At 38.9% G+C, this 23,142-nt stretch carries 25 protein-coding genes and 1 other annotated feature (1 of these 26 cut by a window edge); of the genes, 22 read left to right on the top strand and 3 right to left on the bottom strand.

Going from position 1 to position 23,142, the window contains the following annotated elements; genetic code table 11:
- Nucleotides 1–51 precede the first annotated feature (51 nt).
- A complete protein-coding gene (locus tag FA727_RS15725; RefSeq protein ID WP_136832406.1) occupies nt 52–747 on the top strand; it encodes a DUF4386 domain-containing protein in 696 nt (231 codons plus the stop codon).
- A gap of 129 nt (nt 748–876) precedes the next feature.
- Here the strand turns inward: FA727_RS15725 and FA727_RS15720 are convergent, their stop codons facing one another.
- The gene (locus FA727_RS15720) at nt 877–1,827 is read right to left on the bottom strand and encodes a Ppx/GppA family phosphatase (protein WP_246041917.1); all 951 of its coding nucleotides are present in this window, start codon (nt 1,825–1,827) and stop codon (nt 877–879) included.
- 170 nt (nt 1,828–1,997) lie between these two features.
- Here FA727_RS15720 and FA727_RS15715 point away from each other — a divergent pair, with 170 nt between their 5' ends.
- The 4 genes from FA727_RS15715 (at nt 1,998) to FA727_RS15700 (ending at nt 7,194) form a co-directional block, all read left to right on the top strand.
- Nucleotides 1,998–4,184: an RNA degradosome polyphosphate kinase gene (locus tag FA727_RS15715; protein WP_136832404.1), complete on the top strand. Its 2,187-nt coding sequence runs from the start codon at nt 1,998–2,000 to the stop codon at nt 4,182–4,184.
- A 500-nt stretch (nt 4,185–4,684) separates the two neighbouring features.
- Nucleotides 4,685–5,818 carry an MGDG synthase family glycosyltransferase gene (locus tag FA727_RS15710; RefSeq protein WP_136832402.1) on the top strand — a complete coding sequence of 378 codons (1,134 nt, stop codon included), beginning with the start codon at nt 4,685–4,687 and terminating at the stop codon, nt 5,816–5,818.
- Between the two features lie 15 nt (nt 5,819–5,833).
- On the top strand, nt 5,834–6,790 hold the full coding sequence (locus tag FA727_RS15705) for a metal-dependent hydrolase (RefSeq protein ID WP_136832400.1): 957 nt from the start codon (nt 5,834–5,836) through the stop codon (nt 6,788–6,790).
- A 41-nt stretch (nt 6,791–6,831) separates the two neighbouring features.
- Nucleotides 6,832–7,194 (top strand): MmcQ/YjbR family DNA-binding protein, encoded by a 363-nt coding sequence (locus FA727_RS15700; protein ID WP_136832398.1) that lies wholly within the window; start codon nt 6,832–6,834, stop codon nt 7,192–7,194.
- Between the two features lie 53 nt (nt 7,195–7,247).
- On the opposite strand, the gene FA727_RS24085 is transcribed toward FA727_RS15700, so the two are convergent.
- Complete coding sequence (locus tag FA727_RS24085; protein ID WP_158318887.1) at nt 7,248–7,403, bottom strand: hypothetical protein; 156 nt, start codon at nt 7,401–7,403, stop codon at nt 7,248–7,250.
- Nucleotides 7,404–7,686: 283 nt separating this feature from the next.
- On the opposite strand from FA727_RS24085, the gene FA727_RS15695 reads away from it, so the two are divergent.
- Nucleotides 7,687–8,544 (top strand): PHP domain-containing protein, encoded by an 858-nt coding sequence (locus FA727_RS15695; protein ID WP_136832396.1) that lies wholly within the window; start codon nt 7,687–7,689, stop codon nt 8,542–8,544.
- A gap of 1 nt (nt 8,545) precedes the next feature.
- Nucleotides 8,546–9,178 (top strand): DapH/DapD/GlmU-related protein, encoded by a 633-nt coding sequence (locus FA727_RS15690; protein ID WP_136832394.1) that lies wholly within the window; start codon nt 8,546–8,548, stop codon nt 9,176–9,178.
- Nucleotides 9,179–9,477: 299 nt separating this feature from the next.
- Here the strand turns inward: FA727_RS15690 and FA727_RS15685 are convergent, their stop codons facing one another.
- Nucleotides 9,478–9,969, bottom strand: a complete 492-nt coding sequence (locus FA727_RS15685) for an Rrf2 family transcriptional regulator (protein WP_136832393.1) — start codon at nt 9,967–9,969, stop codon at nt 9,478–9,480.
- Nucleotides 9,970–10,195: 226 nt separating this feature from the next.
- On the opposite strand from FA727_RS15685, the gene FA727_RS15680 reads away from it, so the two are divergent.
- The 15 genes from FA727_RS15680 to FA727_RS15610 all read left to right on the top strand — a co-directional run bounded on the left by FA727_RS15680 (nt 10,196) and on the right by FA727_RS15610 (nt 22,865).
- Nucleotides 10,196–10,834, top strand: a complete 639-nt coding sequence (locus FA727_RS15680; protein WP_158318886.1) for an FMN-dependent NADH-azoreductase — start codon at nt 10,196–10,198, stop codon at nt 10,832–10,834.
- Between the two features lie 481 nt (nt 10,835–11,315).
- Complete coding sequence (locus FA727_RS15675) at nt 11,316–12,017, top strand: GntR family transcriptional regulator (RefSeq protein WP_136832389.1); 702 nt, start codon at nt 11,316–11,318, stop codon at nt 12,015–12,017.
- A 460-nt stretch (nt 12,018–12,477) separates the two neighbouring features.
- Nucleotides 12,478–12,822, top strand: coding sequence for a DMT family transporter (locus FA727_RS15670; RefSeq protein ID WP_136832387.1), 345 nt, complete (start codon nt 12,478–12,480; stop codon nt 12,820–12,822).
- A complete protein-coding gene (locus FA727_RS15665; protein ID WP_136832385.1) occupies nt 12,822–13,139 on the top strand; it encodes a DMT family transporter in 318 nt (105 codons plus the stop codon). Before FA727_RS15670 ends, FA727_RS15665 begins: the two co-directional genes overlap by 1 nt.
- A 325-nt stretch (nt 13,140–13,464) precedes the next feature.
- Nucleotides 13,465–13,890, top strand: coding sequence for a phosphonate C-P lyase system protein PhnG (gene phnG, locus FA727_RS15660; RefSeq protein ID WP_136832384.1), 426 nt, complete (start codon nt 13,465–13,467; stop codon nt 13,888–13,890).
- 14 nt (nt 13,891–13,904) lie between these two features.
- Nucleotides 13,905–14,510 carry a phosphonate C-P lyase system protein PhnH gene (gene phnH / locus FA727_RS15655; protein WP_136832382.1) on the top strand — a complete coding sequence of 202 codons (606 nt, stop codon included), beginning with the start codon at nt 13,905–13,907 and terminating at the stop codon, nt 14,508–14,510.
- Nucleotides 14,510–15,625 carry a carbon-phosphorus lyase complex subunit PhnI gene (locus tag FA727_RS15650; RefSeq protein WP_136832380.1) on the top strand — a complete coding sequence of 372 codons (1,116 nt, stop codon included), beginning with the start codon at nt 14,510–14,512 and terminating at the stop codon, nt 15,623–15,625. The genes phnH and FA727_RS15650 overlap by 1 nt, the downstream gene beginning before the upstream one ends.
- The gene (locus FA727_RS15645) at nt 15,625–16,470 is read left to right on the top strand and encodes an alpha-D-ribose 1-methylphosphonate 5-phosphate C-P-lyase PhnJ (protein WP_136832377.1); all 846 of its coding nucleotides are present in this window, start codon (nt 15,625–15,627) and stop codon (nt 16,468–16,470) included. The genes FA727_RS15650 and FA727_RS15645 overlap by 1 nt, the downstream gene beginning before the upstream one ends.
- Nucleotides 16,471–17,316, top strand: a complete 846-nt coding sequence (locus tag FA727_RS15640; RefSeq protein ID WP_136832376.1) for an ATP-binding cassette domain-containing protein — start codon at nt 16,471–16,473, stop codon at nt 17,314–17,316.
- Between the two features lie 30 nt (nt 17,317–17,346).
- Nucleotides 17,347–18,525, top strand: coding sequence for a phosphonate metabolism protein PhnM (phnM, locus tag FA727_RS15635; protein WP_136832374.1), 1,179 nt, complete (start codon nt 17,347–17,349; stop codon nt 18,523–18,525).
- A gap of 34 nt (nt 18,526–18,559) precedes the next feature.
- The gene (locus tag FA727_RS15630) at nt 18,560–19,255 is read left to right on the top strand and encodes a phosphonate C-P lyase system protein PhnL (protein WP_136832372.1); all 696 of its coding nucleotides are present in this window, start codon (nt 18,560–18,562) and stop codon (nt 19,253–19,255) included.
- 121 nt (nt 19,256–19,376) lie between these two features.
- Nucleotides 19,377–20,420: a phosphate/phosphite/phosphonate ABC transporter substrate-binding protein gene (gene phnD / locus FA727_RS15625; RefSeq protein WP_136832370.1), complete on the top strand. Its 1,044-nt coding sequence runs from the start codon at nt 19,377–19,379 to the stop codon at nt 20,418–20,420.
- 24 nt (nt 20,421–20,444) lie between these two features.
- Nucleotides 20,445–21,230, top strand: coding sequence for a phosphonate ABC transporter ATP-binding protein (gene phnC / locus FA727_RS15620; protein ID WP_136832368.1), 786 nt, complete (start codon nt 20,445–20,447; stop codon nt 21,228–21,230).
- Nucleotides 21,220–22,005 carry a PhnE/PtxC family ABC transporter permease gene (locus tag FA727_RS15615; protein WP_136832366.1) on the top strand — a complete coding sequence of 262 codons (786 nt, stop codon included), beginning with the start codon at nt 21,220–21,222 and terminating at the stop codon, nt 22,003–22,005. Before phnC ends, FA727_RS15615 begins: the two co-directional genes overlap by 11 nt.
- Entirely contained in the window at nt 22,005–22,865 is an 861-nt protein-coding gene (locus tag FA727_RS15610; protein ID WP_136832364.1) for a PhnE/PtxC family ABC transporter permease, read from the top strand. Before FA727_RS15615 ends, FA727_RS15610 begins: the two co-directional genes overlap by 1 nt.
- Before the next feature lie 97 nt (nt 22,866–22,962).
- Nucleotides 22,963–23,142, top strand: a binding site (T-box leader); it runs 61 nt beyond the window's last position.

The following is a 23,142-nucleotide window of genomic DNA, read 5'->3' as shown; positions in this document are numbered from 1 at the left end:
ACAGTTTACCATATGAATCTAGGAAAGTAATTATGTTGAGGAGGGAAAGTAATGACTCAAGACAGAATGAATGGAATTTTAATCGGTCTTTTTTATATCGCGGCTGCAGCCACTTCTATTGTAGCTGTTGTCTTTTATCAGCCAGTACTAGAGGACGAATGGTATATGGCTGTGGCAAATGGATTCAAAACAAAGGTATTGATGGGAGTGTTAAATGACATTTTGCTTGTTGTTTCAGCTATTGGGACAGCCGTGATGCTATTTCCTTATCTTCGGCGCTGGAATGAACATATGGCGTTAGGATATCTTTGTTTTCGGTTTATGGAAGCTGTTTTTATAGCCGTAGGTTTAGTCAGTATACTTGGTTTAGTACATCTAAGTGCGGAGTATGATGCGGGTCGCTTAGCGAGTGAAGAACATCTTCTTTCCATTGGTGTATTATTGCAAGCATTTCATCGCTGGACGGCTATGTTGGGCCCGAATCTTATGTTAGGGTTAAATACATGTTTGTATAGTTACTTACTTTTTAAAACGAGACTCGTACCCAAACCGTTAGCGTTATTTGGTATGGTTACAGCCGTATTCGTATTCATAGCTGGTTTGCTTGAAATGTTTGGGATTGTAGAGCCTTTTTCTGCTGTAAAAGGACTCATCGCCCTACCGGTGGGCGTCTTTGAAATGAGCTTGGCGATCTGGTTAATCGTCAAGGGATTTGATAAGCAAATGCTTGGAAATGTAAAAGTGTAGTAGTTGTCTCGAAGTGTTGATCAGGGCTGATAAGTATGAAAAACCAACGCCCGCCTCTGTCCAAGAATCAATAGAAATCTAGGACAGAGGATAGGGTGTTTTTACCAGGCTAATCAAGAATCGGCTTTTTTATCCAAGCTTGGTATTGCAGTCAATAGAATTTTGTTTTGGGCTTTCTGCTTCTATAATTTTTTCTTTAAGAATTCCATCTCGAATCGATTTTTCGCTGAACATAAAATATCGAGTTTGAACTACTTCCATAAGAGTTAAGATTGTCGTGATTCCGGGGATAATAATGTCTTTTCGCTTTTTCGATAATCCTTTGATTTTTGCCCGTTCATTTACTGGTAACGAAGAAAGATTTAATAAGATGTTGTTTACATCATCAAATTGTAAATGGATTTGGTTTGTATTATTTTGTTTTTGATAAATCTTCCCTAGATTCCGAGCGGTCCCGCCAATGCCGATAATGGGATATTTTACGTTGCCTAGCCAAGGAAGGCTTTGAAATTGGGAAAGGATGAAAGTGCGGAGTTCCGCTAATTGGGCATGCGTCGCTTGTTCTCCCAAGGTGAATTTTGTATTTAAAGAGACTGCACCAAAAGGAAAGCTATGATATTCAACTAGTTTTCGATTTTGGAATAACGTAATTTCTGTACTTCCACCACCAATATCGATCGTGACTCCATCCACTATATCGATGGAGTCGATGACACCAAGATATCCGTAATAAGCTTCTTCGTATTCACTCAATACGATGAAAGAGTAATCCGTTTGCCTCTTTATTTCAGATAAAATCTCTTTTTGATTGGACGCTTGTCTAATGACAGCTGTCGCAAACCCAATTACCTTGAAAATCTCAAAGGAATTTATCACCTCTTTGAATTCTTTTAGCGTCTTGAGAATTAGTTGGATTCCTTCTTTAGATAATTTTCCTTGTTCATCTATATGATTAATAAGGCGAGCGGCCACTTTTTCCTTTTTGATTTCTTTATAATTACCTACGTTATCGATTTGATAAATCGCTAATCGTATAGAGTTGGAGCCCATATCAATTAATGCCACAACCTTATCTTTCAATGTAAAGAACACTTCCTTTGCGAATTAGATATCTAACTATTATAACGATTTTAAAAACAGAAGAGTATCCATATCGTATAATACATGAAAAAATTACATTATTTTTACAATTATTTTACAATGATAGTGTAGTGTATTGTTGTTAGATACATAAAAGGAGATGTGAATTAGTGCAGACAGCAGGTGAAAACTCTGTAGCAGTAAATTTAGATAATCCTAGTCTATACAACAATAGAGAGCTAAGTTGGCTAGAATTTAATTATAGAGTATTAGAAGAGGCATTAGATGAACGGAATGCTTTATTAGAACGATTTAAATTTTTGTCTATTTTTAGTTCAAACCTGGACGAGTTTTTCATGGTTCGTGTGGCTGGATTACTCGATCAGGTGAAAGCAGGTTATAATAAGCCAGAAAATAAAGCAGGATTAACTCCGAAAGAACAATTATCTGCGATTTCCGAAATGACGCATGTACTAGTAAAAGAACAAGACGATGCTTATTTAAATCAGTTATCTCCAATTTTAGCAAAAGAACATGTGGAAATTTTGTCCATAGAAGAGGTTTCTTCTCAAGGAATGTCTTTTTTGGAGAAGTTTTTTGATGAACAAATTTTTCCGGTTCTAACCCCCATGGCAGTTGACGCTTACCGTCCTTTTCCAATGTTATTAAATAAGTCATTAAATCTCGCTGTTGTCATTGAGGAAAAACAAAAAGAAAAAAAGCGACATTTTCCTTTTGAAGGGAATTTAGTAATCGTTCAGGTACCTTCTGTTATTCAACGATTTGTTGAACTGCCCCAAAAAGGTGATCAAAGGGTATTCGTTCTACTTGAAGAAGTGATTTCGAAATTTATTGAGAAACTATTGCTAGGTTATCAGGTAAAGTCAGTTACCCCTTTTCGAATAACGCGTAATGCTGACTTGAATATTCATGAAGATGAAGCTGAGGACTTGTTGCAGGAAATTGAAGAAGAGTTAAAGAAACGTAAGTGGGGGGCAGCCGTCCGACTAGAGGTACAACAACAGCGTAGCGATCAGCAAGTGATCGATTATTTAATAGAAGAATTAGAAATTCACAAAAAAGATGTGTTTTCTTTTCAGGCTCCGCTAGACTTAACTTTTTTATTTTCATTTATTAATACTATTCAATCGACTCATGAGCATTTAGGAGCAACTTCCTTTATCCCGCAGCCTTCAACCGATTTGGAAGGAGAAGGTGACATTTTTCAAATCATTCAACAAAAAGATGTTTTGCTTCATCATCCGTATGACTCTTTTGAACCAGTCGTTGATTTTATTTCAAAAGCAGCGGACGACAAAGATGTTTTAGCGATTAAGCAAACTCTTTATCGGGTTAGTGGAGATTCTCCTATTATTAATAGTCTTAAACGAGCGGCAGAGAATGGAAAGCAAGTAACCGTTCTGGTAGAGCTAAAAGCGCGATTTGATGAAGAAAACAATGTTCAGTGGGCAAAAGAGCTAGAGATGGCGGGCTGTCATGTCATTTATGGAATGACACATTTAAAAACGCATAGTAAGATTACCCTCATAGTTAGACGGGAAAATGGGAAAATTCATCGATATGTTCATTTAGGGACAGGAAATTATAATGATGCAACCGCTAAAATTTATACCGATATGGGATTGCTTACAGTCGATAGCGAAATCGGGATTGATGCAACGAACTTTTTTAATTACCTCAGTGGTTATATGGACAAGCCAACGTACCACCATATAGCTGTTGCTCCATTTGGTATTAGGGATGCATTTATTCAGTTAATTGATGAGGAAATTGCCTTTCATCAGCAGTATGGCAACGGCCAAATTATTTTAAAAATGAACTCCTTGACCGATAAGAAGATTATTAAAAAACTATATGAGGCATCCATTGCTGGAGTAAAAATCGATTTAATTATTAGGGGAGTTTGTTGTTTGCGTCCCGGTATTAAAGATGTGAGTGAGAATATCATGGTGCGAAGTATCGTAGGAAAATTCTTAGAACACACAAGAATTTATTGTTTTCATCATAACGGAGAAGATAAAGTTTTCCTATCTTCGGCAGATTTGATGACGCGTAATATGGAATATCGAGTTGAGATTCTATTTCCAATTTTAAAAGAACATCTAAAGCTACGGGTACATGATATTTTGAACCTGATGTTAAAAGATAATTGTAAGGCGCGTGTACAAGATTCAAACGGGAAGTATCATTATGTAGAAAGAATAGATGATGAAGAGGAAATAGACAGTCAACAATTGCTTTGTGAAAGGGCATATGATCATCTAAATGAAGTAGAGAATCATGGACATAGTTGGACGTTAAAGAACCTATTTTCAACGTTTTTTCCAAAGCATTAACGAAGGACAAAAAGGTAGCTAACCCAATTTTTGGAAGCTGCCTTTTTGTTGTTTTAGGAAATTACATATTTCGCTGTTTTGGATAACTTGTTATAAAGTGAATCTACGTATAGCTCCAGCGCCGAGCCCCTCGATTGAAAAACAAGGAACATTTTTCAGTGATTGCTTTTGTTCTTAGGTTTTCTGATAGAGGATTTTTCATTGTTTTGTGGAAATCATAAAGACACTATTTAGAGAAGACCGGAAGATAGTGTCCACATGAAGGAGTCATGAAGACGCTAATCACAGAAATCATGAAGATAGTGTCCGCATGAAAATTGGCTTTCTCGAAGATGGAGGAAAGTCTCTTTTTTTTAAGTCTCTAGAGAACCCTAATTCTGAATAATTTTACATATTCTTAAAATTACCTCCACAATTCTTTGCTACATTAATGATAAATAGATGTACTCCTTTCACCCCCATTTAAATGAATCCCCACTAATAACAAGGGAGCTGTGTAGATGAGAAAACCAAAAATATTAATCTTAACAGCCAATTATGGTAATGGACACCTTCAAGTGGCACGAGCACTTCAAGAACGATTCTTGAACGCTAATGCCGATGTAAGTGTGAGAAATATGTATCTAGAAGCTAGTCCACGTATAAATGAATGGACGAGAAAATTATATTTAAAAAGTTTTACAAAGGGTGGGAAGCATCTTTATCGCCTTTTCTACTATAGCAGTCAAGAGATTACAAAACGTCAAAACTTATTGATGTTCCCTTACGGTTATGCGACACTTCGGAAAATAATAGAAGAAGAACAACCAGATGCAATTATTAACACCTACCCTTCTCATGCAGTCGAATATTTTTTAACAAAAACAAATAACAGACTGCCTACGTATACGATCGTTACAGATTATTGCCTCCATCACGCGTGGATTCAGCCTTCCATTGCGAAATATTATGTGGCCACCCAGCATCTCAAGAATCTATTAATCAACCATGACATTGATACGAACAAAATTGCTGTTACCGGAATCCCTGTTGAAAAACAATTTGATTATTCCTACAGTCGGCAAGCATTACTGGACAAATATCAACTCGACGGCAATCTAAAAACTGTCTTAATTGTTGCAGGTGCGTATGGCGTTTCAAAGGAAATTAAATATATTTGCGAGGAGTTAAGGCAAGTAAAGGGACTGCAAATATTGGTCGTCTGCGGGAAAAATCAGCAGCTTTTCAATCAGTTAGAGACGAAATATCAAGAGGATAAACAGTTTCGAGTTTTTGGATATGTAACTCAAATGGCAGAATTGTTTGAGTTAGCAACCTGTGTGATAACGAAACCAGGAGGAATTATTTTATCGGAGGCGGTTGTGAAAAACGTGCCGATTGTTTTACTAGGTGCGACGCCAGGTCAAGAGAGGGAAAACGCTTTGTTTTTTCAAAGCCATGGCGCGGCCATCTTTTGTGAGAAGTGGGAACAGCTTGTGGTTGAAACGCAAAACCTTGTTATGGACGACGAAAGGCTAAAGGAAATGAAAGCTGCGGTGGCAAAATTTTATGTTCCTCTAGCAGCGGGTGAAATTGTAACAGATGTAATGGATGCTTATTATTGGAGAGAACAGCAAAATAAGCTAAAAGTTTGAGGGAGGAATAGCCATTTGGATACGTCAACTCATGTCATCACAGGAGTAGGATTAGCTGGTATATCCTTTATCGATCCTACGATTGGAACTCACCCTGAACTTCTTTCATCGATGTTATTTTGCACGATTGTTGGCTCCAATGCTCCAGATGTGGACTTTCTCTATAAATATAAAGGCAATGATACGTATCTAAAAAAGCATCGCGGGATTAGTCATTCTCTCTATTTTCAAGTCATCCTAGCGTTCTTAATTGCTAGTATAGCAACCATTGGAAACGGTGGCTCCTACTTTCCAACCTTTTTCTTATGGACGCTTATCGCAGTGAGCCTTCATGTGTTGTTTGATATTTGCAATATTTATGGAACACAAGCGTTTCGGCCTTTTACGAACAGGTGGGTTGCGTTGAATCTTTTGCCGATACTCGACCCGTTCATTATGGCAGCTCACCTAATTGGAATTGGATTCTGGTTTGGTGGTTATCATTCAGGCATGATATTCTCTTTTGTCTATATCGGGATTTTGATGTATGTTGCGTGGAGATATCGAGTTCATCAGAACGTGCTGAGGCGATTAATTCGAGATGGTGAAAAAGGAGTTACTTACACACTTCTTCCAACTTTTCGTTCCGATTGCTGGGGTGTCATCGCGAGCTGCAATCAACATTTTAAACTAGGAAAATATGATAAAAACGGGGTTGTATGGTCCAAGGTGTTAATGAAGGCTAGTGATAAAAATGAAATTATCCAAGCTTCAAGAAAGCATTCTTTTATCAAATACTTGCAGACGCACTCAGCATACATGCATGCGAGCATTATTAACAAAGAGGACGGATACGAGGTTCATTGGTTTGACCTTCGCTATCAATGGAAAATCGATGAACCCTTTATTGCAATTATCAAGCTTGATAAAAAGTTAAACTTTGTTCAAAGCGACGTGAAGCGAGGGTTACTGGCGATACCTGAGCGGGCATAATGAATGGTATAATGAGCCCAAAAGTATAGGTGATTAAAAATATGAATTCCGAAGCCACTTTAGAAAAACTGCGTAACGTCTGTCTTGAACTGCCTGAAGCAATGGAACATATCGATGGGTTTGGCCATAATACGTTTAAAGTCAATGGGAAATCCTTCGTCATCTCAGGTGAAATGGAAAAAGGATTCCGCATTTCGTTCAAGTCGGACCGGGAAACACAGGAATTATTGCTACAAAAAGAGTACTTTTTCAAAAATCCGTATATTGGTCATCATGGTTGGGTGTCGATTGAAAACCCTACGGAAGAGGTCTGGGATGAATTAAGTGACCTTTTGCAAGAAGCGTACCTCCGAGCAGCTCCAAAGCGTTTGGTTAAGAACTGGATGGAATCGCATCATAGGTAAAAATAGTAGAAGCCTTCACAAAAAAACGTGAAGGCTTCTTAATGTTATGTTGCTTACTCGTTTGTTTCTTCTGTTGTTCCTTCATCTTCTGCAGGTGTTTCAGTTGCTGGATCCTCCGGCTGTTCCTCGTTTTGGTCTGAACAAGCAGTCATAAAGCCAGTGAAAAGTAAAGCTGTCATCATTGCTAATGTTAACTTTTTAAATTTCAAAAGAATCACCTCATAGAGTAATTTTTGGTACTACCCCAGTGTAAAACACTATTATTAATTAAATATTAAGTTAATTCTAATTTTTGTTAATAGTTTCCAAATCTATTTACCTAAAAGCTAAATATTACTTTCATCCTAAGGAGCGCCATTTTACTAGCTTCAAGCGAAAAATAATAGTCATTACCGTCTTAACAATCCCTTAAAAAGATCTTAACGTCCTATTAACCTTTTAAACTTGGTGCCAAGTTATTCTTAAATTAATAAATAGAGGGAGGTACCATGTATGAAAGTAGAACTGCATTGTCATACGAATATTTCCGATTGTCCGCTGTCCATTGAAGAGGTCTTATCTCTAGCGCTTGAACAGGAAGTAACCCACTTAGCTGTGACAAACCATGACACAACAAAGGGGCTCGAGGAGGCTATAGAATGTGGCAAGCGAGTCGGCATCGAAATCATTCCAGGAATTGAGGTTTCTGGCTTCGATTATGAACGAGGTAGACGCGTGCATATACTTGGTTATTTTATCGAACCTGGAAGTAAAGCTATTGAGCTTGTTTGTCAGCCATTAGTGGAAAAAAGGCATCAGGCTTCGATGGCAATGGTGGAACGCTTGAGGGCAGCAGGCTACAACATTACATGGGAACGATGTCTTGAAATCGCTCTTGGGGGAACGGGTGTGTACAAACAACATATTATGCAGGCACTAATAGAAGCGGGTTATACCGATTCTATTTATGGAGAGTTATATAAGAAACTATTCAATCGCGGTCAAAACGGAGAGCAGCCTGGGATTGCTTTTATTCCGATGAAATATATCGATGCTTTTACGGCTGTTAAAATTATTCGCAAGGCTGGAGGCGTTCCAGTTCTCGCACATCCTGGACAATATCGCAATTTTGAAATGGTTCCAGAATTGGTCGAAGCAGGATTACAGGGAATTGAAGTATGGCATCCTTTGCATGACACAAAGGATGAGGAAATGGCAAAAGAGCTAGCCAATGAATATGACCTCGTCATGACAGGCGGGTCCGATTTTCACGGTGCATATGGAGAGAAACCAGTCCTTTTAGGGAGCAAAAATCCAGGAATCGAAGCACTCGAGGCACTTAAGTTAAGAAGAGAAAGGTTGAGTGTGTAGAATGCCACTAATCTTTCAGCCTCATAATGAAAAAAGGTTGTCTGCTGCACCTAGCCTAGATGAGACGAGTCATATCGTTGATAGTTATGCAGGAGCGTGGACCTCAATCGGGCCGAATAATAAAATCATCGAATCTTCATTCGGTGACTACACGTACACAATGGATGATGTGACGGTCAACTATGCTGAAATCGGGAAATTTAGTTCGATTGCTTCTCATGTTTGTATTAATCCAGTTCAGCACCCAATGGACCGAGTGACACAACATCATATGACATATCGTAGAGTAGCTTATGATTTTGCTGAAACGGATGACGAAGTGCTATTTGATTGGCGCCGAACGCATCGTGTCAAAATCGGACATGATGTTTGGATTGGTCATGGTGCCATTATTATGAAGGGTGTGGAGATTGGTACTGGTGCTGTTGTGGGCTCTGGAGCAGTCGTAACAAAAAACGTTGAACCGTATACGATCGTGGTGGGGACACCTGCCAAACCAATAAAGAGAAGATTCTCAGAAGAAGTGGCCGAAAAATTATTAGAAATCGCCTGGTGGGACTGGCCACGAGAAAAGCTTGAATCTCATTTTCATGAGTTCAATAATATAGATGCTTTCATCAAAAAGCATGGATGAACGTATGAATTGGTCATAGAGCCGGAGAAGGATGGCCAAGATATCTACTTCTATATCCGAGTAAGAAGATGAACCAAGAAACGCTAAACTTTCTTGTCATCGAAGTGAATGTAGAACAATAGAATGATTTCTCTGCTTGTCAAAGTAGTTTTTGTCCAAGTCTACGTACATTTCTTTTCGCGTTAAGAGGTAATAAGCGAACGCGCAGGTTAGGACTGTGCATTGAAAATCGAAGGAATGTTTCCTTTGGATTAAAGAAACTCTCTAAATACCTTATTTAAGGAATTTAGAGAGTTTTTTTATATGCTACTTTTCGAAAAAAATTTCCGGGTATCATCACGTATTTGTTTGGGCAAGACACGATTAAGTTCTTCATTTAACCATGAAAGAGTTTTACTACGTAAATCATCACGCATTTTTTCTTCCGCAGAAAGCATAACTAAATTGATGGTACAAAAAGATGGAGCTGAACAGCAGCCTTCTCTATACAAATAACCATTTTCTTTAATATTTTTACATTGAAAAATAGACTTAGGACCTTCAACTGCTTCAACTACATCCCAAAAGGAAATATCTTCTGGGGACTTAGATAACCTATATCCTCCCTTTACACCAGGGACAGAACTTACAATGCCAGCCTTAGACAATTTACCAAAAACCTTTGATAGAAATGTCTCAGAAAGTCCTTGGAACTCTGCCAAATCCTTTATCCCAACACTTTCCTTGGAAGGAACATCAATTAAATAAACTAGACAATGTAAAGCATATTCGACTCCAACACTATATTGCAAATACTTCACCTACTTTTAATTAGGATTATCAAATTGTATCTTAGGAGTATCTAGAGTTCCAGTCAAATAAAAGAAACCTCTTTGGAAAGTTTTATTCATTTGACAAAAATAATTATAGTATATAATATGGATAACATCAATCGCCGATTGAATTAGTCTTTAATTGAAGTCTGTTTTGAAGCAAAGAATGGAACTACAAAATAATGAAACTAATAGAGGTGGAACAATGAATATTTTACAGCTAATGGCTCATCCTGAATATAACAATCAAAAAAGAGCGGCAAACCGCTTAGCGGATGTTGGCTTGAAAACTTTACAAGAAAAATTAAATGGTCGAGGGACAATCGAAGTATTAAATGTTTATGATCCAAATAATTTTATCCCTCAAATTACTGCTGATACTTTAAATTTTACTAATCCTAAAGAAATGACTACTGAAAGATTAAAAAAACATGAAGCACAATATAAATTAATTAGACAATGGAAGTCAGCAGATTATATTTATATTTACATGCCTTTGCATAATTGGAATGTGCCTGCAAAGTTTAAAGACTATCTGGATAATATTCTAACAGCAGGAGAAACATTCAAATACACTGAATCTGGTTCAGTTGGATTAATGTCAGACGAAACTTCCAAGGTAACATTTATCCTCACGAGTGGAAGTGAATATGAAACTAATTACCGATATGTAAATTTAGATATTGCGCCACAATATATGCGCGGAGTACTGCACATGATGGGAATTAACCAAATGAAATTAATACGTGCTCAAGGCTTAGACATGTCTACTAACGACAAAGAGGAAATAATGAAATCAGCTGAAAAAGAATTAGTAGATTATATTAACTCACAATCTTTCTAAACTAAAAAATTCAGAGACCTTATGACGAAAGACAATATGTTGAGATTGTTCTAATTATCAATCAAATCAACAGTTAGAATAGTATTTCTATTGCAATGGCGAATACAGCAACTGAGAAGTGATTATTCCGAATGATCATCTTATGGTGTCTGTATCGGATTTTGACAAAAGGCATCCAAATGAACCAGTTTGGATGCTTTTATATTTGTTGCCTTTATAGCATAAATAAACACCTCGCTCTACTTTACGTCAAAATATTTTTCCAGTATGAATTAATCTCCTTCATTCTTATTACACATAATGTGATATAAAAATATTGTCATTTTGTGTGTATTAATAAAGCAGCTCAAAACGGACTCTTTATCATTGGTTTAGAGCTTTCCAATATAGTTTGAATTTGCGAAATTTACATAGTTGATACAGTTTATTTATATTCAAGGGATATACTCTTTTTAGATTGGTCGAAGGGGGCAACGTCAAATTGTCTGAAAAAGCATTGTTGGTGGATAGACTGATTTCGGAAATACGGGCAGGCAACTACAAACCTAATGACAAGCTACCGTCGGAAAATGAACTGGCCGATTTTTATCAAGTACCAAGAATGGTTGTTCGAAAAGCCTATGAACGTCTGCAAGAGCTCGGCTACATTTTTTCCAAACAAGGAAAAGGAAGCTATGTTCAAAATCAGAAGCTACAAATTCCGCTCATTTTAACTGGAGACGTTAGTTTCAGCGAAAAAATGAGAGAGCTAAATTATGAATTTGAAACGAAGAATATAGTAAGTGAAATGATCAACTATGATTCTTCTATTTATCACGCATTACAGGCAAAAAAGGACGACGCAGTTTATAAAATAAGCCGACTGAGAATCGTGGAAGACTGCCCAATTGCAGTCCATACATCCTACTTATCTCAATCAACCTTTGAAAATATCGCACAAGAAGGCGAGGTCATAAACTCGATCTTTCAATACTATCACGAACAAGGCTACACTGACTTCGAAACGATGCGTAGCCAACTGAGTGTCGTATTTCCGAATAAAAAGGAAAGAGAAATCTTAAAATGTCCAAGTCTCGTTCCACTCCTACAACTAGAATCAGGCTGCGTCGATAAAAAAACCGGAAAAGTACTAGAATACTCAAGAAATATCTATAGAAGCGACTGCTTTACCTATTTAATCTAAATTTTGGTTGTAAAAAGTTTCTAGTGCCATGTTAAGGGTATGAGACTCAGGAGGAGATCCCAAATATGTACAAGGTGTGTACTTAGATTGTAAGTTAACATACAAGTAAGAAAGCTAATGTAGTTCATCCATCTACTAATCTGTTCTCTATTGGGGTAACTGTATAGTATAAAAAATATAAAAGCAGTGGATTTCTCAAGTGAAATCGCACTGCTTTTAGCTTTTTGAGAACAATATTATGGTAATATTATCAAAGAAATTTGGTAATCGAAAGTCAGGTATTTAAGCAATTGTAAAAAAGAGGATTTTTATAGAGAATAACACTATATAAATGGCAAAGATTTATTAACTTCTTGGAAGTTCAAAACGGACGAATGAGTACCCGGCTAAGAGGCAATGTTAATAACTTCACTCATCTTAAATGATATATCCAAAGTTTACATAAAGGGAGGGAATACAGATGGAAAAAAAGAAGAAAAGCATCAGTGTTAATCGAGCTTGGATTTATGTCCTCGTAGGTGGGGGACTGGAAATTGTTTGGGCTACCGGATTTAAATATGAAGAAATTCCGTCGCTGGTTGTCCTGATAGCCCTGCTCGTTAGTTTCGATCTTTTAACACGTGGAGCTACAGTTATACCGATCGGCACTGTATATGCAGTATTCGTTGGGATCGGGACAATTGGAACAACGGTTGTTGAGGGGATAATGGAAGGTGGGATACTCCCACTTAAAGCGGGGGTAATTCTGTTCTTGTTGCTATGTATCATCGGACTTAAAACTACTTCGAAGGGAGGAAAAGCTTGATGTTCGAATGGACTCTACTTATAATTGCTGGGCTTTTCGAAGTAATTGGTGTTATTGGTATTAAGCGTACAGTAGAAGAAAATAACCTATTAAATAACATCCTGCTTTACGGCGGTTTCATCATTAGCTTTCAAATACTGATACAGGTCATGGAATGGATACCTTTGGCGACAGCATACGCGGTATGGACCGGTATTGGGACGGTCGGGGCAGCTATTGTTGGTATGATCTTTTTTCAGGAATCGCGTAATCCATTTCGCCTCCTGTGCATTCTCGGTGTTATTGGGGCAGTAACCATGCTGAAGTTCCTTGAGTAGTTGATTGAAGACAAAGCGATCACCAACCTTGAAAACGATTTGTTGCTAAAACTACATAAGATACTTCAAAAAACTCAATTAATCAATGAAATAGGAAAGCTAATTCAATTCGAATTACTCTCCTATTTTACTTCCCTTGATAGTTGTTTTTGTATCTTCAAATGAGAGAGGCTGACCAAAATTATTGGTGGCCTATTTTTTTTCTCGAAAATCAATAACATCTTTACAAAACCCAAACAAACTTCACCGTTCTTTTACGTGCGCTCACTTGGCAACAAGATACAGTAAAAGAGTAAAAACAAACGAAACGCACGGAGGCCTAGCGATGAAAAGAAGACGAAGAACTGAAATCTTAATCAACGGCTCTCAAAAACTAGCAGAAACATTAACAAAGACAATCACCGAACACTACGACGTGAAAGTCATTCAAGAGCCCGAAAATGGTTTAGTCATGATGAAAGTAAGAGAAACATCAAAAAAAAGCCTTTTCTATCCAGGTGAAGTACTGGTCACTGAATGCAAAGTTCAAATCAATGACGTCATCGGAATCGGCATCGTAACCGGTGAACAACCAGAACTATCACACCATCTCGCAGTCATTGATGCAGCCTACGAAGCCAACCTTCCTGAAACAAAGGAATGGATCCAACTCCTAGAACATGAAGAACAAAACATCATAAAAACAAAAGTAACAGAGAACCAATCCATTTTAAAAACAAAAGTTAACTTTGAAACCATGGATGTATCTTGAGGAGGGAATTGAGAGTGAAGCTAGATATCGTTCACGATTTGCAATCCGTTTATCGAAAAATAGTGGATGCTTCTGCAAGACCAGGGCAACTTGCTGATTTAACGAAGGATGCGTGCTTCGTCAAGGAAGAAGGCAACCATGACTGTCCAGCCTCCATATTATTATTGGCCCTAACCTTATTTGATCAGGAAATAACCTTTAAAGTGATTTCCGAAAAAGAAGAGAACATCACAAAAACAATTAATCAATTAACATATGCAAAGCCAGTAGAAACAGAGGATGCTGACTACATCTTAATCCTTCAAGATGCCGAAGTAGGAGCACTCAACAATGCAATCGAAATAGCGAAGCCAGGAACACTAAAAAATCCTCATTCCTCTGCGACGATCATTGTGGAAGTGAGTGAAGTATCAGATGAACCATCACTACGACTAAAAGGGCCAGGAATCCAAGCGATTGAGTTCGCTCACGTGGAAACAAACGAGAAATGGGTAGAATCCCGCCAAATGAAAAATATAGAATATCCACTTGGAATTGAAATGATGTTTGTTGATCACCAGGCTCAACTACTGTCATTGCCACGCACAACACAAATTACCGAAAATAGGGTGATTGTCTAATGGGATATGTAGCTGTTAAAGGTGGAACGCTTGCGATTGAGGAATCAATTAAGCGACTAAAATTTGAACGAGTAAAACAAGGCAGAACGATTGAGGTTGAGAAGATCCAAGCAGGAATGCGTGGACTCATCGATCAAGTGATGTCAGAAAGTAGTATCTATGACGAGACATTAGCGGCACTAGCGATCAAGCAAGCAGAAGGAAATCCTGAAGAAGCGGTATTTCTATTAAGAGCGTACCGTTCGACCATTCCAAGAAAGCATTATTCGAGAGTAATAGAATCTGATGAGATGCAATTAGAACGTCGTATCTCCGCTAGCTTTAAAGACATTCCCGGCGGGCAGATTCTTGGGGCAACAACAGATTACACGCATCGCCTTCTTGATTTTCGTTTAATGGAGGAGACTGATGAAAGTGTGCAGGAATGGCTCCATCAATTTCATAATGAAGATTCTCAAAATGAGGAGCAGGTTACCGACCTCACTCTCGCAAAAGTGCTTGATTACTTGCGTAAGGAAGGCTTAATCCCTCCTTGTGAAAATAATAATCAAGAACCGGACGATGTAACAAGGGAAAGTCTCGAGTTCCCATCAACACGAAGTCAAAGGCTACAAATTTTAACAAGAGGGCAAACAGGAGCAGTCACGTCTCTAGCATATGCGGTCATTCGTGGATATGGGGCGTTGCATCCGACAGTTGGCGAGCTAAGAGTTGGAAAATTGCCAGTGACGATCGATCATCCAACGTCAGAAGGTAATGATGAAGACTCCTATTATATTGGTGAAGTCCAAGTAACGGAAGCTGAAATGCTCATGCCGGTGAGTGTTGAAAAAGAATACGGCAAAAAGGAAATGGAGTTTGAAATCGGCTATGGTCTTTGCTTCGGTCAAAATGAGACAAAGGCGATTGCTATGGGAATTCTTGATAATTGTCTCGAGCATCCGAACAATGAGTTTCCTAGTCATAATGAAGAATTCGTTCTTTATCATATCGATTCTGTGGAATCAACGGGCTTTATCTCGCACTTGAAAATGCCTCATTATGTCACCTTCCAATCGAAGCTCGATAGCGTGCGGAAGACGAAAAAAGAGGAAAGACAAGAGGTGAATAGCTAATGAATACGGCCTATAACTTTGCTTTTTTTGACGAAGGTTCAAAACGAGAGATTCGCCGTGCAACCTTAAAGGCGATCGCGATTCCGGGGTACCAAGTACCATTTGCCTCAAGAGAAATGCCGATTGGAAGAGGTTGGGGGACTGGAGGATTGCAGTTAACGCTCTCCCTTATTGGGAAAAATGATGTGTTGAAGGTCATTGACCAAGGATCGGATGAATCGGTCAATGCCGTCAATATTAAAAAGCTTGTTTCTGACACAACAGGAGTAGAAACAACTGAAGAAACCCATGACGCAACTCTAATCCAGTCCAGACATAGAATCCCTGAAGTACCGCTCACTAAAGACCAGATTCTGATCCTGCAGGTGCCAATCCCAGAACCACTTCGCTACTATGAGCCGAGTGAAAGTGAAACGAAGAAACTTCATGCGGAAAAAGAATACTCGGGTGCGTGGCTGATGTTATTTGAGCAGATTATGAAATATGGAAGTATGACCACAGGGGCAGACCATCCCGTACTTGTACATGAACGCTATGTGATGGCGCCAAGCCCGATTCCACGTTTCGATAATCCAAAAATGGATGAAAGTGAAGCCCTTATTTTACTAGGAGCTGGCCGTGAAAAGAAAGTCTATGCCGTTCCTCCGTATACAAAAGTTGTGTCACTGGACTTCGAAGATTTTCCTTTTGAACCAGAATCCTTTGAAGACAAAGAATGTCGCTTGTGTGGTTCAACTGGCGTGTTTTTAGATGAACTTGTCGATGAAGCAACAGATGAAACCGTCTATCAATGCAACGATACAAGTTATTGTCTTGAAAAATTAAATGCGGTTGGAGTGAAATAAATGACTGAATTTGAAGTTCCAGTTTTATCGGTAAAGAACTTAAATAAACAGTATGGTCCTGGCTGCCCGCATTGTAAAGAAGGAGAATCTGAGACACTCGTGAAAAACTACTGTCAGGTTTGCGGAACAGTCTACGCGTGCCGAGATGTATCCTTTGATGTGTTCCCAGGGGAAGTTCTTGGGATCGTCGGGGAGAGTGGCAGTGGGAAATCAACTTTGATGCAATGCCTTTATTTTGACCAGGAAGTCACTGCTGGAGCAGCATTTGTTCGCTCTTATGAAAATGGGGAAAAAAATCTTTTTCAGGAATCGTCCCAGCAGCAACGATACATCCGTAACCACATTATGGGGAAAGTCTATCAAAATCCTTTACTAGGATTAAGAATGAATTTTTCTTCGATTGGAAACATTGCTGAAAAGCTTATTGCAGCAGGAAGCAACCATGTGGGGATGATGGAGAGCAGGGGTACTGAACTTTTAAATAAGGTTAATATTCCTGTGCACCGCAGGAAAGAAGCTCCGAAATATTTTTCCGGTGGAATGCAACAGCGTGTACAAATTGCCAAGGCTCTTTCCAATAATCCACCTGTGCTTTTGCTAGATGAAGTGACTACTGGACTTGACCTATCTGTTCAAGCGAGTGTTCTCGATTTAATCAAGAGCCTGCAGCGTGAACTAAATATTAGCATCGTACTCGTATCACATGACTTAGGTGTTATACGCATGCTCGCAGACAGAACACTTGTGATGCTAGAAGGGAAAGTAATTGAAGAAGGCTTAACTGATCAAATTTTAGAGGACCCACAGCATCCATATACACAGCAATTGGTTCATTCTTTGCTTTAAACATATTCGAAAAGCTTAGGGGGAAGGACTTTGTACGTCATTACAAATGGAAGATTGATCACCGAAGATACCGTGTTGCATGGCTATGATCTTTTAATAGAAGAAGATCGAATCAAAAAGATTGCACCAAAAGGTGAGATTAAATTTAAAGAGGGAATGGAGATTATTAATGCGGCTGGAGGCTATGTTTCTCCAGGGTTTATCGACATCCATTCCGATTATATTGAGCATATGGCGGCTCCAAGACCGACTTCTTTGATGAACTTTGATTTGAGTTTAAGAGAAACAGAGAAGGAATTGATCGGGCACGGAATTACAACGATGTTTCATTCGCTGTCTCTTTTTAAAGGCACAGAATATGACTATAAACCGATCCGAGAGCCAGAAAATGTTCGAAAATTCATAGACTTAATCGATAAGAGCCATACAACAAAGCACCTCGTTCGTCATCGTTTTCATGCAAGATTTGAGATTGATAATGTTGACGAAATTGAAAATCTGAAATGTTATATTCGAGAGAATAAAGTTCACCTCGTTTCGTTTATGGACCATACGCCGGGACAAGGCCAGTACCGTCATCTAGAAATCTATCGAAAAACGGTGAAAAGCTATAACAAACTTAGCGATGCCTCCATTGATGTGCTTATTCATAACCATCAAACGAAAGAAAAACTATCGATTGAAGATATCAGGGAAATTGCAGAGTTGGCCCATGAGTATCAAATTGCAGTGGCTTCACATGATGACGATACGGTTGAAAAATTAGAGCTTGTGAAAAGCTTCGGTACAACGATTAGTGAATTCCCGATTACGCTTGAGGTGGCACAAAGAGCTAGACAGCTTGGCATGTATACCATTGCAGGTGCGCCAAATGTTCTTCTAGGAGGATCACATAGTGGGAATTTAGGGGCAGCAGAGGCGATTCAAAATCAGGCTATTGATATTTTGTGCAGCGATTATTATCCTGCGGGGATGCTCCATGCCATCTTTGCTTTAGTAGATAATTACGACATGGATCTAGCAGAAACGATGAAGCTTGTGACGATTAATCCAGCAAAGGCGGTCAAAATGGATCATGAAATCGGGTCGCTTTGCGAAGGGAAAAAAGCTGATTTGTTAATTATTGAACGAATAACAGATGATTTTCCGGTTATTACAGGCGTCTTTGTTGATGGAAAGCTCATTCAAAAGACCAACTATCGAATCTAGAGTCTAGAAATCAAATGGGAAAGCAGGTGAGCAGGTGGAAACTCTTTTAGAAATAAAGGATTTATCCAAATCGTTTGACCTTCATAACCTTGGCAAACATATCCGTGCTGTTAGTCATGTGGATATCCAACTTAACGAGGGTGAATTTATTGGGATCACTGGAAAAAGCGGGAGTGGAAAGTCGACCATTTTAAAATGTATCTACGGGGCTTACCGAATCCAGCAAGGGAGTATCTGGTATCACTCAAAAAAATTTGGTCGTATTAATTTAGCAGAAGCCTCCGAACGCCAAATGCTCTACTTAAGAAAGCATGAAATTGGCTATGTCTCACAATTTTTGAATGTCATGCCTCGAACGACAGCAAGACAGCTTGTGCAGCAGGCGATTCTTGAAATGGGTGAAAGTAAGAGTTTTGCAGAAAAGGAAACAGAAAAAATTCTCACTCATTTTGAATTGGATCAAGAGCTATGGGACAGCTATCCAACGACTTTTTCGGGTGGGGAAAAGCTAAGGCTTAATATTGCGAGGGCGATGGTGAAAAAGCCACGTTTGCTCCTTTTAGATGAGCCAACAGCGAGTCTTGATCATGACTCGAAAATAAAGGTAAAGCTTCTGATTGAGCAGCTGATGAACGAAGGAACAACAATGCTAGGAATCTTCCATGATCTAGAGTTTATGAATCATTTAGTTAATCGTGAGTACAACATGCAAAATGGAGTTTTCTCTTAATCTTCCATTTTTACCAGGAGTTAATAAAACTTAATAATTCATAATATTGCCTTAATAGTAGATTGACAATTAGTAGATATAGTAATGAGGGTAAAAAAACTAAAAGGCGAGGAGATTCATAATGAAGAAATCTTTCTTATTTTTGCTATCACTAGTAATACTTTTTGTTGCAGGTTGTTCATCATCGGCAAGTTCTGAGGAAGGCTCAGGAGAAGACAAAGACACGATTACAATTGCATGGCTTCCGAATGAATCTGGTGCCGATTTAACTGAAGCACGTGATGCTATTGGTAAAGTGATCGAAGAGAAAACAGGTAAAAAAGTAGAGCATCAAACAACTACTGACTATATTGTGGCAATTGAAGCTGTTGCTAATGGAAATGCTGACATGGCATTCCTAGGAGCACAAGGTTATATCGAAGCAAAAAACAAAAATGACAAGGTTGAACCTTTAGTCGTTCCAACAGGTGCATCAGGTACATTAGAAGATGCCGTTTACTATAGCTGGTTAGCGGTTGAAAAAGGAAATATTGATGAATATAAAGATGGCGAAGCGTTTGCGATTGATAATATTCAAGGAAAGAAATTCTCATTTGTATCTAATAGCTCAACTTCAGGCTTTAAAGTTCCTTCAACCGGAATTGTGGAATACTTCAGCCAAAAAGATGATTTCAAAGATTTAACTGCTGAAGATTTACTTGAAGGTGGAGACGATAAATTCTTTAGTGAAGTTCTATACGGTGGTTCTCACCAAGGTTCTGCAGTGAACCTTTTATCAGGAAAAGCGGATGTAGCAGCATTCTGTGATACTTGTGTCAACAACTATGTAGAGCTAGCTGAAGGTGATGTGAACAGACCAGGTGCGGTTTATAAAGTAAAGGCGGATGCTGCTGAACCGTTCAATACAGTAGTAGGAAAAGAGTTCCAACTTATCTCTGTTACACCAGTATTGAATGCACCATTTGTTATCAACACAGAAAATATCAGTGAAGAGCTTCAAGCACAACTTAAAGAAATCATGACTTCAGATGAGATTACGAACAATGAAAAAGTGTTCGTACCAGAGGATTCTGAGTTCTCAGGATTATTTAAGAAGACAGCGGACGAGCGCTTAGTGGAAGTTGAAGATAAGTGGTTCGATCCGATTCGTGAGCTTTCAAAATAATATAGATATAAGGAGAGTTAACCAATGACCCTTTTAGAAGTCAATCATGTGTCCAAGCAATTTGGAAATGAGACTAAGGCGTTATCAGATGTTAACTTCTCCGTCAGCGAGGGAGAGTTTGTATCAATCATCGGTCCATCTGGAGCGGGGAAATCAACTCTCCTTCGCTGTATCAATCGAATGATTGATGCATCAAACGGAGAAATCATCTTTGATAACATGAACGTGATGAATTTGAAGAAGAAAGAACTTAAAATGGTCCGTACGAAAATCGGGATGATTTTTCAGCATTATAATTTAGTCAATCGTTTGAGCGTGATTGAAAATACCCTTCATGGAAATCTCGGAAAGAAATCTACGATTGCCGGTGCTCTTGGTCTCTACAGTCAGGAGGAAAAAGAGCAGGCGGTTAAAATTCTATCGACCCTTGGATTAGATGAGCATATTTACAAGCGGGCGGATCAATTAAGTGGCGGTCAAAAGCAGCGCGTTGGAATCGCGCGTGCCTTAATCCAGAATCCGCGGATGATGCTTTGCGATGAACCAATTGCTTCACTCGATCCGAACTCAGCTAAGGTCATTATGGATCATCTTCGTAATATTTCTACGACGATGGGCATTACCGTTTTAGTGAACCTGCACCAAGTAGATGTGGCGCTCAAGTATTCGGATCGAGTGATCGGGATTAACCATGGTCAAGTCGTATTTAATGGTACTCCGAAAGACATTACAAAAGATGATATTCAGCGTATTTATGGTTCGGAAGCTGAGGATCTCATCTTTGACATAGGAGGCATCCATGCAAGCTGATTTCTTTGCTCGAAAAAGAAAAAATTCGCTCGGGTTCTTTGGGATTTTAGTGGCAATTACGGTCGGTGCCATTGTCATCACAGAGTACGATATTGTAAAAGGATTTGAATCACTTCCACGTGCGGTTACATGGGCATTAGGGAATTTTTATCCGACACAAGAGTCTTTGGTGAAGTTTCCAGATATTTTGAGTAGCCTTATTGAAACATTGCTCGTTTCGATTGCAGCTACATCCATCGGTGCGGTGTTTGCATTGTTTTTTGCCATTATGGGTTCGAATACGACGAGAGTGAATGCCTTTTTCGGAAGTATCAGCCGTGTGATCGCGACTCTTTTTCGAAACATTGATGTTGCAGCATGGGCTTTGATTCTACTCTTCTCCTTTGGACAAAGCTCATTAACCGGATATTTTGCCTTGTTCTTCGGTTCCTTTGGATTTCTAACAAGAGCTTTTGTGGAAACCATCGATGAAGTCAGTGGAGGCTCGGTTGAAGCATTAAGAGCGACGGGTGCTAATTATGCTTCGATCATCTTTCAATCAGTGATTCCGTCTAGTGTGCCGCAAATGCTTAGTTGGGTTCTCTTTATGATTGAAACGAATATTCGTAGTGCGACACTCATTGGTTTGCTGACAGGTTCAGGGATTGGCTTTACTTTTAACCTGTATTATAAAAGCTTAAATTACGATATCGCGTCACTTGTGGTTGTAACCATCATCGTTTCGATTCTCTTGATTGAATCGATATCAAATTATGTAAGGAGGGTGATTCTATAATGGATGTTAATGAACAAGTCGTGTCTGGAGAGCAGATGCTGAAAGAACAGTCATCTAAGCCGATCAAAATTAAGCTCCTGACAAAATCAACGATTGCCATTCGAATCACTCTTCTTGCACTAGCGTTTTTAACGGTATATGCCTTTTTTAGCTTTGATTATAAGGAAATTGATTTTGGTGAAGCAATGCTTGCGACTTTTGCCAATATAAAAGCAATGTTTTTTGAAGCGCATTTTAATCACTTCACTTTCACTCATGCACTCTATCAGGTCTTGATTACGCTTGGCCTTGCGTTCTTAACGACGATATTTGGGGCTGTTATTGCCGTATTCCTAGGCTTATTAGCAGCCGAAAACTTAACTTCTAAGCGAGTATCAGCAGGGATTAAGGGAATTGTTGCTTTTATTCGCGCCGTTCCAACTGTTTTGTGGGTTCTTATTTTTGCAGTGGCAGCAGGTCTTGGTAGTGTGGCAGCAGTCATCGGGATGACGTTCCATTCGGTCAGTTATTTAGTGAAGGCTTATTCTGAGTCTTTTGAGGAACTGGACAACGGAGTGATCGAAGCTCTTCAATCAAGTGGAGCAAGCTTTTGGCAAATCATTTTTCAAGCGGTGATTCCATCCTCGCTTACGTACATGATTTCATGGACGTTCCTGCGCTTTGAAATTAACTTCGCGGTTGCGGTTGCGATGGGAGCTGCAGCAGGCGCAGGTGGAATCGGTTTCGACATGTTCATGGCAAGTAACTTCTACTTGGATATTAGAGAAATCGGTACGATTACGTACTTCATTTTAGCAATTGCTATTCTATTAGAGGTTTTTGCAACGAAGTTTAAGAAGAAGCTTCGGGTGAATGGATAAGGGACAGAGGGACAGGTACCTTGTCCCTTTTTTGCATTTTGGAAAAATATTGTATTTGTGATAAAAAGGTGTTACTATGATTGCAACATTCCATTCTAAAAAATCTGTGAAGAGAACAAGTACGTGAGGAAAGACTCCAAAGCGAGCTGGGTATGGTGGGAGCCAGTGAGGAAAGCCTTATCGGAAAAATCATCTCTGAGATGCAAGGCTGAAGTTTGAGTAAGTCTTGACGGGAGTCCGCCGTTAAAAGGAACGCGTATGATAGTACGTTGACAAA

Origin of the sequence: Robertmurraya kyonggiensis, assembly GCF_005116465.1 — a bacterium.
Classification (GTDB): Bacteria; Bacillota; Bacilli; order Bacillales; family Cytobacillaceae; genus Robertmurraya; species Robertmurraya kyonggiensis.
Note: the sequence above shows the minus strand (reverse complement) of the source record. Positions and strands in the feature narration are given on the sequence as shown.

Bases quoted from the DNA above. Each gene is read 5' to 3' on its own strand.
- FA727_RS15725 (WP_136832406.1), top strand. From the start codon at position 52: ATGACTCAAGACAGAATGAATGGAATTTTAATCGGTCTTTTTTATATC.
- FA727_RS15710 (WP_136832402.1), top strand. From the start codon at position 4,685: ATGAGAAAACCAAAAATATTAATCTTAACAGCCAATTATGGTAATGGA.
- FA727_RS15700 (WP_136832398.1), top strand. From the start codon at position 6,832: ATGAATTCCGAAGCCACTTTAGAAAAACTGCGTAACGTCTGTCTTGAA.
- FA727_RS15695 (WP_136832396.1), top strand. From the start codon at position 7,687: ATGAAAGTAGAACTGCATTGTCATACGAATATTTCCGATTGTCCGCTG.
- FA727_RS15690 (WP_136832394.1), top strand. From the start codon at position 8,546: ATGCCACTAATCTTTCAGCCTCATAATGAAAAAAGGTTGTCTGCTGCA.
- FA727_RS15680 (WP_158318886.1), top strand. From the start codon at position 10,196: ATGAATATTTTACAGCTAATGGCTCATCCTGAATATAACAATCAAAAA.
- FA727_RS15670 (WP_136832387.1), top strand. From the start codon at position 12,478: ATGGAAAAAAAGAAGAAAAGCATCAGTGTTAATCGAGCTTGGATTTAT.
- FA727_RS15665 (WP_136832385.1), top strand. From the start codon at position 12,822: ATGTTCGAATGGACTCTACTTATAATTGCTGGGCTTTTCGAAGTAATT.
- phnG (WP_136832384.1), top strand. From the start codon at position 13,465: ATGAAAAGAAGACGAAGAACTGAAATCTTAATCAACGGCTCTCAAAAA.
- FA727_RS15650 (WP_136832380.1), top strand. From the start codon at position 14,510: ATGGGATATGTAGCTGTTAAAGGTGGAACGCTTGCGATTGAGGAATCA.
- FA727_RS15645 (WP_136832377.1), top strand. From the start codon at position 15,625: ATGAATACGGCCTATAACTTTGCTTTTTTTGACGAAGGTTCAAAACGA.
- FA727_RS15640 (WP_136832376.1), top strand. From the start codon at position 16,471: ATGACTGAATTTGAAGTTCCAGTTTTATCGGTAAAGAACTTAAATAAA.
- phnD (WP_136832370.1), top strand. From the start codon at position 19,377: ATGAAGAAATCTTTCTTATTTTTGCTATCACTAGTAATACTTTTTGTT.
- phnC (WP_136832368.1), top strand. From the start codon at position 20,445: ATGACCCTTTTAGAAGTCAATCATGTGTCCAAGCAATTTGGAAATGAG.
- FA727_RS15615 (WP_136832366.1), top strand. From the start codon at position 21,220: ATGCAAGCTGATTTCTTTGCTCGAAAAAGAAAAAATTCGCTCGGGTTC.
- FA727_RS15610 (WP_136832364.1), top strand. From the start codon at position 22,005: ATGGATGTTAATGAACAAGTCGTGTCTGGAGAGCAGATGCTGAAAGAA.